The sequence below is a fragment of the uncultured Acinetobacter sp. genome (genome assembly GCF_947626835.1).
GTDB lineage: Bacteria > Pseudomonadota > Gammaproteobacteria > Pseudomonadales > Moraxellaceae > Acinetobacter.
This window is the reverse complement of sequence record NZ_CANQTS010000005.1, coordinates 39,240-53,322: the sequence shown is the minus strand read 5'-3', so window position 1 is coordinate 53,322 and position 14,083 is coordinate 39,240. Positions and strand designations below refer to the sequence as shown.

The 14,083-nt window shown below is 38.3% G+C and carries 8 protein-coding genes and 1 pseudogene; 7 read left to right on the top strand and 2 right to left on the bottom strand.

The window, feature by feature from the left end:
- The 6 genes and pseudogenes from Q0Z55_RS04225 (at nt 1) to putP (ending at nt 8,245) form a co-directional block, all read left to right on the top strand.
- A complete protein-coding gene (locus Q0Z55_RS04225) occupies nt 1–1,971 on the top strand; it encodes a hypothetical protein (protein ID WP_297424573.1) in 1,971 nt (656 codons plus the stop codon).
- A 2-nt stretch (nt 1,972–1,973) separates the two neighbouring features.
- Nucleotides 1,974–3,938, top strand: coding sequence for a hypothetical protein (locus Q0Z55_RS04220; RefSeq protein WP_297424570.1), 1,965 nt, complete (start codon nt 1,974–1,976; stop codon nt 3,936–3,938).
- On the top strand, nt 3,931–4,356 hold the full coding sequence (locus Q0Z55_RS04215) for a hypothetical protein (protein WP_297424568.1): 426 nt from the start codon (nt 3,931–3,933) through the stop codon (nt 4,354–4,356). Before Q0Z55_RS04220 ends, Q0Z55_RS04215 begins: the two co-directional genes overlap by 8 nt.
- Nucleotides 4,357–4,409: 53 nt before the next feature.
- Complete coding sequence (locus tag Q0Z55_RS04210; protein ID WP_297424566.1) at nt 4,410–5,921, top strand: hypothetical protein; 1,512 nt, start codon at nt 4,410–4,412, stop codon at nt 5,919–5,921.
- 220 nt (nt 5,922–6,141) lie between these two features.
- Nucleotides 6,142–6,546: pseudogene (locus Q0Z55_RS04205) on the top strand (SPFH domain-containing protein); the annotation flags it as partial.
- Nucleotides 6,547–6,751: 205 nt separating this feature from the next.
- Nucleotides 6,752–8,245 (top strand): sodium/proline symporter PutP, encoded by a 1,494-nt coding sequence (gene putP / locus Q0Z55_RS04200; RefSeq protein ID WP_297424564.1) that lies wholly within the window; start codon nt 6,752–6,754, stop codon nt 8,243–8,245.
- A 40-nt stretch (nt 8,246–8,285) separates the two neighbouring features.
- Here the strand turns inward: putP and Q0Z55_RS04195 are convergent, their stop codons facing one another.
- Nucleotides 8,286–9,908, bottom strand: coding sequence for an ATP-binding protein (locus tag Q0Z55_RS04195; protein ID WP_297424562.1), 1,623 nt, complete (start codon nt 9,906–9,908; stop codon nt 8,286–8,288).
- Between the two features lie 37 nt (nt 9,909–9,945).
- Entirely contained in the window at nt 9,946–10,662 is a 717-nt protein-coding gene (bfmR, locus tag Q0Z55_RS04190) for a response regulator transcription factor BfmR (protein ID WP_297424560.1), read from the bottom strand.
- A 563-nt stretch (nt 10,663–11,225) separates the two neighbouring features.
- Between bfmR and Q0Z55_RS04185 the strand changes: the two genes are divergently transcribed.
- Nucleotides 11,226–14,042, top strand: coding sequence for a ribonucleoside-diphosphate reductase subunit alpha (locus Q0Z55_RS04185; protein ID WP_297424558.1), 2,817 nt, complete (start codon nt 11,226–11,228; stop codon nt 14,040–14,042).
- The last annotated feature ends 41 nt before the right edge of the window (nt 14,043–14,083 follow it).

Genomic DNA, 14,083 nt, shown 5'->3' with positions numbered 1-14,083 from the left:
TTGAATAATATTGTATCGTTCCATCAGGAACGTGATTTGGTATATGTGACTCCAGAAGAATTCCTGAAATCAGAAAATGTACCTCTTCAAAACATGATCCTCACACTTAATATTGTGAATCAAACTTCAAAAATCGACTTGGCTAAGATATGTTTCAAGGATTGGGTAGCTGCGACTAAAAAAGCTCCTAATCGCATTAGACATATCGTATCACCTGTAAGGGGTACATTAAGAGATAGCACCACCCTTAACACAATTAGACGCTATATAGCTCGTAATATTGTGATTGGGGATTCCTATTCAACAATAAAAGGCGATATTCACTTATTAGTTCGGATATTACAAGAATTAGATTCATTAGGAATAGAACAAGATTGGTCTGATAAAAACTCGCAACTTAATGCATATAAAAAATACTCAGAATATTTATACCTTGAGTTTCAAAAGGCGTTAAAAGATGAAACTGTAGGCAATACTTTTTATATGAAACAAGCCCTTCTTGCTAATTTCATTGGTTTTAATATTGATCTTGAACCTCTCAATGTCAAAAAAGTTGCTTGGCAAGCTCCATTGCAACAAAACAATCATAGAAAACCAGTAGGTCAAAATGAACTTAAAGCATATTCCAACGTTAACCTTTTAATTTTTAGAAACATTAAGACCTTTTTAATGGGTGATAAAGTTTTCCCATTAATAATTGAAAGCAAGAAACTTGGTGTTCATTGTATTGAGTCACATACCAATAGAACCAGTGAATATTATGATATTTTCATTGGTGAGAACGGTGAGTTTCTAGATTACGAAAAAGCTAAAGCTCGATATGTGGCAATCAAAAAAAACCTAAAAGATGAAAGGCTTATACTAATTTATGAGAAATACAAGGCGACTTATGAAGAGCGAAATAAACCTTTTAACCTATTTAGGATCAGGCTAATCAATAAAGCGGTAAATGCTTTTGTAGCGTGTATATTCTGCGATAGTGCGATAAATCCATCTTTAGTTACTCAATTGCTGATCGATAGCTTTGACAACCTAATAGCGACCAATAAAACAATACGCACATATTTAATTAAGAATAGAGCAAACAAAAAATTAGTTCCTGTGAGTTTCACAGCTTCTTTTAAGAAGATCGCTAAGGAGTTCATAGAATTTCGGGAATGGGTTCTTAACAACCTTCCTCTTGATCCTTTATTTGAAGAAAAAACGCTTTTATTTTCAATTAATGAGGTAGAAAGAAAATCTGAAGATCAAATTACTAGATTAGTTGCACCTTATAAACTTGAACATTATTCAGGTGCATATAAGAATTGGCTTAAATCAAAATTTCCTAGTATTGATTACATACCTGCATCTATAGCAAGGGCAAGTATCACTAACTATTACCATCAGAAATCAGGCAGTTCTGTGGTAATTGCTGAAAAAGCAGGTAATACCCCTAAGACAACTGAAAAAGCCTACTCAGAAGCTACTCCTGAACAATTCTATGGTCAAATGAACGAGTATTTTAATGCTGTTTATAAAGCTTCATTCCAAAGAAATAGAGTTAGTGAGAAGCCTGTTCCTGTAAAAATTCAAATTGGCCAAATTGAAGAAAATGTTACCACTCCTATAGGCCAATGTAGTAGTGCCCAACAACCTCAGTTGGATGCTGGATTTCAGAACATTAGTCAGCCAAATTGTAGTAATCCTGCATCATGCCTTTTCTGTGACAAATATGTTTTACACACAGATGCTATAGATATTAAGAAATTACTTTCTCTTAAAGAAATGACTTTCTTATCTATCAATAGAAATAAAGAAGATGAAGTTCTGTATATCAGGCACAGAATTGATGAAATTTTGGAACAAGCGGTGGCTGCTTATCCTGAAACTGCTGAAATTATTAAAGCAGTGGAAAGAGATATTGAAAATGGAAACTATGCTGAATACTGGCAACAACAAATAGACTTGATAACTGAATTAATGGATTAATAATGATTGAACAGCAATTTAATAATCACCTTTTAACAGAGGTAAATGACTGTAATTTTGATTCATTACCTCAACCTGACTTTATCATTTCATTTGATGGTGAAGGAAATCCTCTGTCTAGATATAAAGATGCTGAGTGGGATTTGCTTTGTTACGCTTATAAAAAGCAATCTTCTTCAAGAGTTATATTCCAACTAGATAATGACTCAGAGAATGCTAAAATCTTAATCGAACAGATCAAACTGGTGCTTTATTCTGTCATAATGGATGTTCAGCAGAATAGTTCCGCACGATTAATTAACGTGTTGATTAAACAAGGGCAACGTTTAAAAAAATTAGCCAATATCTGCCTTAAACATAACTGTAATTTCAATAATTTGAGATTATGTAAAGAAGCAATGAATGATATTTTGAAATATCTTTGTAATCTAAAAAAATCAACAGCTTCAAAATATGTTAAAGAGTTCACCGCTATCAATAATACCAAACTTAAATATGGTTTTGATAACTTTGGTATTACTGAAAAGGAAATAAAAAAATTAGAAAAATTCGTTAAGAATATGGAGTCAGATGCCAAGCAAACAACTCTGATCCCTACAAATATCTACGCTGATTTTATTACTAAAAGTTTAGATTATATTGACCACTACCATTCTCAAATTAATCAAATTAGCCAATTTGGCTTGGAGCTTTATTCGGAAAAATTTAATGTCGAAGATTATAGAGAGCTAATATCACACTATAAATTAGATGCACTCCATGAAGCTGTTGGAATAGAAAATCAAGTATCGTCTTATTCATTATTCACAAGCTTTCAATCTATAGCAGCGATGGTGATTATGTGCTTTAGTGGTATGCGTATCAATGAATTGCAGAACCTTCCAATTAATGCTTACTCAACAACCACCTATAATGGTGAGAAAATCTATCTTTTAAATGGTTTTACTTCCAAGAAAACCGTTTCAGGTCTTAGATGTACTACATGGATTACAAGTGACAAAATCTCTAAGGCTATTGAATGTTTAAAGGTTATTTGTGAGATTCATAGAGAGTTCTATTCACTTAAAAAGTTCTTTTCAGGTAGCTACGGAAAGCATAAAAACCTAAAAGTGTTGGAGTTAGAGGATTATCCTTTATTTCCTTCATTTGGAAATACAGGCACACCACAACCTAGATATGGCATACCAGTAACCGAAGTTTATCAAGGAATGAATAATTGGGTTGAACGCCTTTTAAATCCCATAAATTTCACCAAAGAAGATTTGAATGAATTATATGTTTTCAATCCTTTAGAAGATTGGGAGAGCTATGAAGACATAGAAATTGGAAAACCGTGGCGATTTAAAACACATCAATTCAGAAGATCGCTTACTGTCTATTCCATTAGAAGTGGTTTAGTGAAAATACCAACTTTAAAAAAACAGCTTCAACACATTAGTTATGACATGACTCTGCACTATGGAAACAATGCTGTTGATAGCAAGAATTTCCTCTTTGAGTCTGACCTCATTAGAGAGTTTCATACTGAAAGAATCGAACATACCACTGAACTGTTTTTAAATATCATTGAGCAGGATGAAATGCTATTTGGTGCTAGGGGTATAGGTTTAGAAACTCAGAAAGAAGGTCTAAGAAAAATTTTTAATTCTGATCGAAAGAATACTGAAAAATTAGTTAGAGCAGGTCAAATACATTATAAACAAACCCCTCTTGGTGGCTGCACTCTTGAAACAAACTGTGATCGCCTAGGCTTTGCTTATACCACAGCCTGTGTAACGTGTGAAAATGCTGTGTTTGACCAATCCTCAGTTAAGAAACTTGAAATTGTAAAAAGCACTATGGAAAGACAATTATCTCAATATGAGTCAGGAAACTATTTCCATGACCAATTAAAGGTAGAAATTGCATCTATAAATAAGGTTCTAGAGAAACGAATTACATTGATTGAGGCTGTCAAAAATGTCTAAAGCAGTAGAAAAACTTGAAGCAGCATTGCAAAGACTGATAGATGGTAAAACTTTAATAGTACAGCCACCTTATAAAATCAATAATGATGCAGTAGCTTTGGAAGCAGGACTTAAAAGAGGTTCTGTAAATAAACAACGTCCTGAATTAGCTAGTCTTCTTATCAAGATTAAAGAAGCAGAGCAAATTCGTACTGGTAAAGCTACTGAGAAAGATATTAATGCTAATAAAAAAGCGCAAAAAAAAGCTGAAAAAGAGCAAATTCAAGAGTTAAAAGAAGAACTCGCTGAATTACAGGAACTATATGAAATTAAGTTAAGTGAGAATAACTCCCTGATCTATCACAATCATTTGTTGCAGCAGCAATTGAAAGAAACTAAAGAAGCATTAAATAAGTACATAGTTAAATTTAACAATTAGTTATCAATTTATTTTGATTAAAATGTAAGTAATATAAGGGCGTGGAAGTAATAATGGATACAGGTAAACAGCAAAGATTAAATATCTTAACTAACGATGCAAAAAGGAAAATTATTGAGCCTTTTGAAAAACATAACTGGCAGTGTGTAATCACCGATGCTATAGAAGACGGAGAATACCTATTAATCCAACTCAAGAAGAATAATGCCACTTATAAAATAGGCTTTTTATATTGTTCTGCTACAAATAATTCAGTTTATAAAAGATTAGATAGTGATGTTGATCTAATAATCATTAACGGTAGTTTTTACCATATTGAATCATTTGCATACGGCATTTCTACAAAGGTTATAGAATCTAAAGATATTCAGGATTATGTATTAGAATGGAATAAATCTGCTTCAAACGGTAAAATTTCTTCCCCTAATCCTCAAAGACCTAAAACTTTATTTAAAGAGTTTAATAACCACATTCAATCCGAGAACCCTATTAACCAAATTTGGACTCGGATACGCCAATTTAAAACAAAAGGTTTGGCCGAAAAATTAGTTATTCAACGTAGCCAACAGCTAGGTATAAATTTATCGCAGGATGATATTATTTCTAAGGCATCAGGCTTAGCTTTCTGCGTCCAAAATGGCTGTGATTATTTTGAAAATGCAATTACTCAAAAAACTAATCAACGAATTATAAGTCTATATTATGGAGCTATCGCATTTGCATCTGCTGAGATGTTAGCTTCTCCAAATGGCCCAACATCATTACAAGAAGTTGAAGACATGACCAAATTTGGTCATGGTCTATATACTTTTGACTCGCTTACCGATAATGCTTTTGAGGGATTTGTAGTTGGAGTATTATCAAATGGCTTTTTTAAAAAATGGGTAGAATTTTTAGAATACGATGTATCAGAATTTCCTTCAAAAAAACCTAGAAGAGCAGAAGATATTGATATAACCAACCCTTATGTTACTAATCTCATAGAACTATTTTCTCGCGTACCTGAACTAGAAGACTTGTTGGGTATGCTTACAGAGAATCAAGAAAATTGGTTGCTGTTTAACTACGATATGGAAGCTAATGGGCTAAAATTTAAAGATCGTGGCGCAACATATCTAAAAATTACCGATAAATCTTGCAGTAAAACTTTAGAAGATATTGAAAATTTAGATCTGCCCCTCGAACAGATTGAGTATATAGAAACAAATGAACCTTATTTGCATTTCAGAGCTTTGCTAAATCATCCTGATCATAAATATTGGTATGAAATTATCAAACTTCATAAAAGCCCTTTTACATCAACAAGCTACATATTACCAATATTCTCATCAATCAATGATTATAGATGCATTGCTACTGTAATCTTGTATTCTCTCTCTATTTTAGTTAGGTATAGACCGAGTATATGGCGAAGTGTAGTAACTGGACAGTATGAAAATTATTTAGCTCTTACAGAAGAATTTTTATTCGTATATGAAAGGCTTGCACCTGAATTATTCTTAGAGTCTTTGTTAGGAACAAAAATTCATGTTGTTCAATCAGGCTCGATGCTTGCTGCTCACTAATGTTGTTTGTTGATTTCTACAATTTAAAAAGCCAACAGTAGAATGTTGGCTTTTTCATACTTTTAATAGGTTTAATTTAATCATTTACTGTATATTTTTCACCTTAAGGAAATATAGAAATTCTACTTAAAAATCTAAAAAAATATAGAATTCTATATAGAATTTTTAAAAACCAATAAATACCTTTATTTTCATACATATAGAAAGTTAATTCTATTTTTTTGGTGTCGTGTGTCAAATAAAAACGGTCGAAATTCAGGATATTAAACCATCGCACACCATGCAAACCGCCATGGAAGAACAAGCTGCGGCAGAACGTCAACGTCGTGCCACAGTCACCAAAGCTGATGGTGAAAAACAAGCGGCAATTTTAGAAGCAGACGGTCGTTTAGAAGCATCACGCCGTGATGCAGAAGCGCAAGTGGTGTTGGCCCAAGCCTCACAAAAAGCCATTGAAATGGTGTCGTCGGCTGTAGGTGACAAAGAAATTCCTGTGGCCTATTTATTGGGTGAGCAATATGTCAAAGCCATGCAAGATATAGCCAAATCCAACAATGCCAAAACTGTGGTATTACCTGCTGACATCCTCAGCACCATTCGCGGCGTGATGGGACAAAATCGTTAAATTTTATTTTAATCAATAACATACGATTTATAAAAAATTCAACTGCGGTGGCATGTATTAAAAACTCAGCAGTTGATAAAAAAGTATGCTTAAATTTCGCCTTTGTTTTTTCAACAACTTAAAATTTGTGGTCAGGAATATCGCACAGCCGTGGCAGATTCAGTCATGGCTTTGCTTAACTGTCCAATTTGAATATGGATGATGTATGCTCTCCCTGAATCCCACCCTGATTACGTTTTTATTTTATATTGTCGCCATGGTGGCGATTGGCCTAATGGCTTATCGTGCCACCGCCAACTTCTCTGACTATATTTTAGGTGGTCGTCGTTTAGGTAGTTTTGTGACTGCACTTTCGGCGGGCGCTTCAGACATGAGTGGTTGGTTACTGATGGGCTTACCCGGTGCCATTTATTTGTCCGGTCTGTCTGAAATGTGGATCGCGATTGGTCTGATTATTGGTGCATGGCTCAACTGGTTGCTCGTTGCCGGGCGTTTACGTGTGCACACCGAAGTGCAGCATAATGCCCTGACCTTACCAGATTATTTTTCGAATCGTTTTAACGATCAAAAGAAAATCTTACGTATTGTATCGGCATGTGTGATCTTAATTTTCTTTGCCATTTACTGTGCATCTGGCATGGTGGCAGGCGCGCGTTTGTTTGAAAGCATGTTTGACATGTCTTATAGCACCGCGCTTTGGATCAGTGCCATTGCCACCATCAGTTATGTGTTTATTGGTGGATTCTTGGCGGTGTCTTGGACAGATACCTTTCAAGCTGGCTTAATGATCTTTGCGTTAATTTTAACGCCTGTTGTGACACTCATGACCTTCTCGGACATGTCACAAGTGACCTTGGCACTTGAAGCGGCACGCCCCCAAGCCACCAATTTGGTCGGTGATTTAGGTGTGGTGGCGATTTTATCGTTATTGGCATGGGGTTTAGGTTACTTTGGTCAACCGCATATTTTAGTACGCTTTATGGCAGCCGACTCTGTTAAATCCATTCCCAATGCACGTCGTATTGGTATGACATGGATGATCTTATGTCTAGGTGGTGCAGTCGCTGCTGGCTTCTTTGGGATTGCCTACTTTGAAGCCAACCCTGCTATGGCCAGTGTGGTCAATGCCAATCCTGAAACCGTATTTATGGAACTGACCAAAATTTTGTTTAATCCATGGGTGGCAGGTATTGTCTTGGCAGCAATCTTAGCAGCTGTAATGAGTACTTTAAGTTGTCAACTTTTGGTGTGTTCAAGTACCTTAACTGAAGATTTTTACAAATCATTATTACGCAAAAATGCCAGCCAAAATGAATTGGTGTGGGTAGGTCGTATTATGGTGTTACTGATTGCCTTACTTGCCATTTGGATGGCGGGCAACCCTGAATCTAAAGTGTTGGGTTTGGTCGCTTATGCATGGGCAGGTTTTGGCGCAGCATTTGGTCCTTTAATTATTTTATCCTTATTCTGGCGTCGTATGACCTTAAACGGTGCTTTGGCCGGTATGCTGGTCGGTGCGTTAATGGTCATTGTATGGAAAAATATCTGGGGTGATACAGGGGTTTATGAAATCATTCCGGGCTTTATCTGTTCCACTATTGCCATCATTGTGGTGAGTTTATTGGGTAAAGCACCTGATCGTGAGGTCACTGATCGTTTTGATGAAGCTGATCGTGTCTATAAACAAGCCACTAAATAATTTAGCCTTAACAAAAAGCCCGCAAGTTGCGGGCTTTTTTTTATTTCTTTTTAGTTGGTCGCTCAAGTGGCCAAGTCATGGTAAAACGTGCCCCACCCAAACGTGGACTTTCATCAACCCCAATCTCACCACCAAACCAATAAGCAATACGGCTGACGATGGATAAACCTAAACCATAGCCACCTGATGCACGGGTACGACTGTCATCTAAACGGGCAAAGGCTTCAAAGACACGTTCACGCTCCTCAACAGGAATACCCGGTCCATCATCTTCAACACAAATATAGGCCATGCCCTGTGCATTTAAACCACCACTTAAGATGACTTTATTTTCTGCATAACGCACTGCATTGCCGACTAAATTTTGAATCACGCGATGTAAATAACGTCGTTCGCTTTCTACCTCTAGACCAATCGGCGGAGCAATCAGTTCTAATACTTTGCCGGTTTTTAAAGCTTCAGTTTCAATTAACACTTGGTCAAGCACTTCAAATAAAGACACTTGCTCAAAATCTAAAGACGGCATGCCTTGTTCAAGCTTGGCATAAGTCATGATTTCATCAATTAGGGTATTGAGTGCTTCAATATCTTTATCAATCATGTCCATTTGTTGCACACGATAGTCGTAGTCGTCTTCATCCACCAACATCTCTAAAGCAAAACGAATACGTGCTACAGGGGTACGTAATTCATGCGATACCGCACGCATTAACTCACGCTGTGCTTCAATTAAACGCTGGATATGTTCAGCCATGTTGTTGTAACTGCTGGCCAAATTGGCAAGTTCATCGGTACCATCTACCGGTAAACGCACCGATAAATCACCGCCTTGCATCTGATCTAAGGCACGATTCACTTCACGCAGCTTGGCTTGCATTGGAATCATTAAGCCATATACCCCTAAACTTAAGATAAATAAGCTTAGTAAGGTAATGCCGGCTGCTAACTCAAATGGCATCCAGTTAAATAAAGGTACAGGCCCTATCACAATCGCTTGGCTAGGATCACGCTCAAGTGGACTGATAATCGAAATGGTGGTACCACGAATTGAAGGATTGTCGCGGTACAAGATAATCCCGTTGCCTAAACGCAAACGACTGAGTTGCTCAGAATCTAGATCTAAATCGCGGATACTTTGCACACTCACAGGATGAGAAAAATGCTGTTGAATATTGGCTAGGTATTTGGCCTCTTGCCCTGAGTAATACGCCAAATAGTCTTGAATAAACACTGGCAAAAATTTCATTTGCTGTTCAGTGATTTCTTCAATCTGTGCATATAGATAATGCTGTGGGTCATTTTTAATGCCCATCACTACATAGGCAATGCCATTTTCCGCTTCGTAGCGCACCACGGCTTTTTGCTGCTCAATGCGGCGCATTTCGGCACGCGACAAGGCAACTTGATCGGCACCTACATAAAAAATCGGAATGCCCAATAAATTAGAGGCGTCTGAAATCCAATCTTCTTTTTGTTGCCGATTCGGTTGCCGTGCAATGCCCTCACTCATGATATAGGCCATACCATCGGTGAGCGACTCACGATATTCTTGCGCACGCTGATAGTTGATCATTTGGGTGAGGATGTAACCTGAACAGGCCACCAACACCATCAAGATCAAAAGCCCTGCGTAAATGCGCAAAAAAATACTGTGTTTAAACACCAAAAAGTCGTCCTACATCAAAAGTGCTGTGAAGGTCTTACATGCCATTGGTTTCTTTGACAAACAAGTAACCTTTACTACGTACCGTCTTAATACGTTTTGGATTTTCAGGATCATCGCCAATTTTTGGACGAATACGAGAAATACGCACATCAATCGAACGGTCTTGACCGTCATATTCAATGCCACGTAAACGCTCAAAAATGTCTTCACGCGATAAAATACGACCCGCATTAGAGGCCAATAACCACAATAAATCATACTCAGCGCTGGTAAAGTCCACCAAGTTGCCATTTAAGGTCACTGAGCGACCACCGTTATCAATCACTAAGTCGTCAAATTCAATGCGCTGTGCCACTTCATCTTCAGCGACTTTATCGGTACGACGCAATAAAGCACGAATACGTGCCAATAACACGCGCGGTTGCACAGGTTTTGCTACATAATCATCGGCACCCATTTCTAGACCCAACACTTGGTCCATATCTTCGGTGCGTGCAGTGAGCATTAAAATCGGTTGGTGAAAATGCGGACGCACCTCACGACAAATGGTTAAACCATCTGCACCAGGTAACATCACATCAAGCACCACCAAATCAGGTTGCTCAGCAATAATACGACGGATGGCGCGATTACCGTCGGTTTCTACCCCAACTTCTAGACCATTACGAATCAAATACTCTTGCGTTAAACGTGCAAGACGTTCGTCATCTTCAACAATTAAAATTTTAGGTAACTTTTCTTCTTGGCTCATGCATAATGCCCCTTTATTAACTTGACGTATCCTTTAAAAATCCAATAGATACGTTTCAATATATCTTGCAATATACACACGTTTACATTGTAAACAAGATGCTATTCACCAAACTGATACATCAAAGTAGCAATTTGTTATATTTCGATAAGCTGTGATGCATTGAATGACTGCGCTTGTGTTCGCTGCTATTTTAATCAGATAAGTTTTTTAGCAAAAATTGGCTATTTTTTACCTCATAAAAATTAAATCTGTGACTTTTTGAGTGATCAACAACTTTAGCTATATGCTCTTTTGCCAAGCTTTGCTATGCTATGCCTTATGGGGCAAGGCTTAGCAATTGAGTCTGCCTTTTTTTATGTTTTGACAGAAGTTAAATTCAAAAACTTTTCTAAAATGTCAATATTGATCTACCACGGATTTTCCCGTATCTTGTGCCCAATCCTACTTTAAACCACTAAGTCTTGTGTTTTTTACAAACGCGATGGGTAAGTCTTGCCTATTGTAGCCTCGTAAAACCCATACAAACTTGTTGGTTAATAAACAAATAAAGAGTTGATGCAATGAGCGTAACCACAGCGACCCCCGGTCAACTTCAAGTGATTAAACGCACTGGTGAAGTTGCCGCTTTTGATGCTGAAAAGATTTCAGTTGCCATTGGCAAAGCATTTTTGGCTGTTGAAGGCCAACCAAGTGCTGAATCTAGCCGTATTCATGATCGTATCGCGCAATTGACCGATATGGTGCTCAATACCTTCAAACGTCGTTTACCATCAGGTGGCACGATCCATATTGAAGAGATTCAAGATCAAGTTGAATTGGCACTGATGCGTACAGGCGAACAAAAAGTGGCGCGTGCTTACGTAATTTATCGCGAACAACGTGCCGAAGCGCGTAAAGCGACCCATGCTCATCATCATCCAACCTTACAAATTTTAGGTCAAAACGGTCAGTTAACACCGCTAGATTTAAACGAATTAACCGCGACGATTGCAACTGCTGCTGAAGGCTTAGAAGGCATTGATGTTCAAGCCATTGTCGATGAAACCGTTAAGAACTTATACAACGGGGTCAAAGCAACTGACATCTCAACCACAATGATGATGGCGACCCGTACCCGTATTGAACAAGAACCAAACTACACTTACGTGACTGCACGTTTACTACGTGACAACTTGGTGGCAACAGGTCTTGAGTTCTTAGATTTAGCAAGCAACACTGCTGAAGGTGATGCTTTAGAGACTTTCTTAAAGAAAGGCATCGAGCTTGACCTATTATCACCAGAATTATTGAACTTTGACCTTGTAAAATTGGCAGCTGCGATCAAACCAGAACGCTCAAACCAATTTACCTACTTAGGTCTACAAACTTTATTTGACCGTTACTTCATCCATTCAGATGGCGTACGTTTTGAATTACCGCAATTGTTCTTTATGCGTGTGTCGATGGGCTTAAGCTTAAACGAACAAAACCGCGAAGACCGTGCGATTGAGTTCTATAACTTACTCTCTAGCTTCGACTACATGGCGTCTACACCAACCCTATTTAACTCAGGTACGCTACGTCCACAGTTATCAAGCTGCTACTTAACCACTATTGCCGATGATCTTTACAACATCTATGGCGCAATGCGTGATAACGCCATGTTGTCAAAATGGGCAGGCGGTTTAGGTAACGACTGGACACCAGTACGTGCTTTAAACTCGTATATCAAAGGCACGAATGGTAAATCACAAGGTGTGGTACCGTTCTTAAAAGTGGCGAATGATACCGCAGTTGCTGTCAACCAAGGTGGTAAGCGTAAAGGTGCAGTCTGTGCCTACCTTGAAACGTGGCACTTAGACATTGAAGAATTCTTAGAACTTCGTAAAAACACTGGTGATGATCGTCGTCGTACCCATGACATGAACACAGCCAACTGGGTTCCTGACTTGTTTATGCAACGTGTCATTGAAGACAAAGAATGGACACTGTTCACGCCGTCTGAAACACCAGATTTGCATGATTTGACTGGTTTAGAATTTGCTGAGCGTTATGCTTACTACGAAGGCATTGCTAAAGAAAGCAACATGCTACATAAAGTCATTCGTGCGAAAGACTTATGGCGAAAAATGTTGTCGATGCTATTTGAAACAGGTCACCCGTGGATCACGTTTAAAGACGTATGTAACTTACGTTCGCCACAACAACACGTAGGCGTGGTGCATTCATCAAACTTGTGTACTGAAATTACCTTAAACACCAACCAAGACGAAATCGCGGTCTGTAACTTAGGTTCAATTAACTTAGTACAACACGTTCAAGGTGGTGTGCTCGATCGCGAAAAATTAGCGCGCACGGTAAAAACAGCAGTGCGTATGCTTGATAACGTGATTGACATTAACTACTACGCTGTACCACAAGCACGTAATTCAAACTTAAAACACCGTCCTGTCGGTATGGGTATCATGGGCTTCCAAGATGCACTCTACGAGATGGGTATGGCGTATGGTTCTGATGCAGCTGTAAACTTTGCCGATGAATCAATGGAAGTGATTTCGTACTATGCGATTCAAACCTCTAGCGATTTAGCGCTTGAACGTGGCACATACGAAACATTTAAAGGTTCATTATGGGATCAAGGTATTTTACCAATTGACTCACTGAATCTTGTGGCAAAAACACGTCCTGAAGGCATGTTTGAAGTTGACCGTACACAACGTTTGGACTGGGATACTTTACGTGCCAAAGTTCAAAAAGACGGTATGCGTAACTCAAATGTGATGGCAATTGCACCAACAGCTACCATTTCAAACATTTGTGGCGTGTCGCAATCAATTGAACCTACCTTCCAAAACTTATATGTGAAATCTAACCTGTCTGGTGAATTCACAGTGATCAACCCGTACTTAGTCCGTGCGTTAAAAGATCGCGGTCTTTGGGATTCGGTAATGGTGAATGATCTTAAACACTTTGAAGGTTCGGTACAGAAAATTTCTCGTATCCCTGAAGAGTTAAAAGCGATCTTTGCCACAGCGTTTGAAGTTGAGCCACGTTGGATTGTAGATGCAGCATCTCGTCGTCAAAAATGGATTGACCAAGCACAATCGCTTAACCTTTACATCTCAGGTGCAAACGGTAAGAAACTTGACATTACCTATAAAATGGCGTGGTTACGTGGTCTAAAAACCACTTACTATCTACGTGCTTTAGGTGCAACCTCTGCTGAGAAATCGACGATTAATACTGGCGCATTAAACGCTGTGAAATCTACGATTGCTCCAACAGCTGCACCTGTAGAAGCGAAACCTGCTGCGGTAGAAGAAGATGGTTTTGCGCAAGCAGCACCAGTGCCACAAGCATGTTCAATTGATAATCCTGATTGTGAGGCTTGCCAATAATTGGTGAGTTTCTAATCCCCCTAGCCTGCATTTAAGGTGGT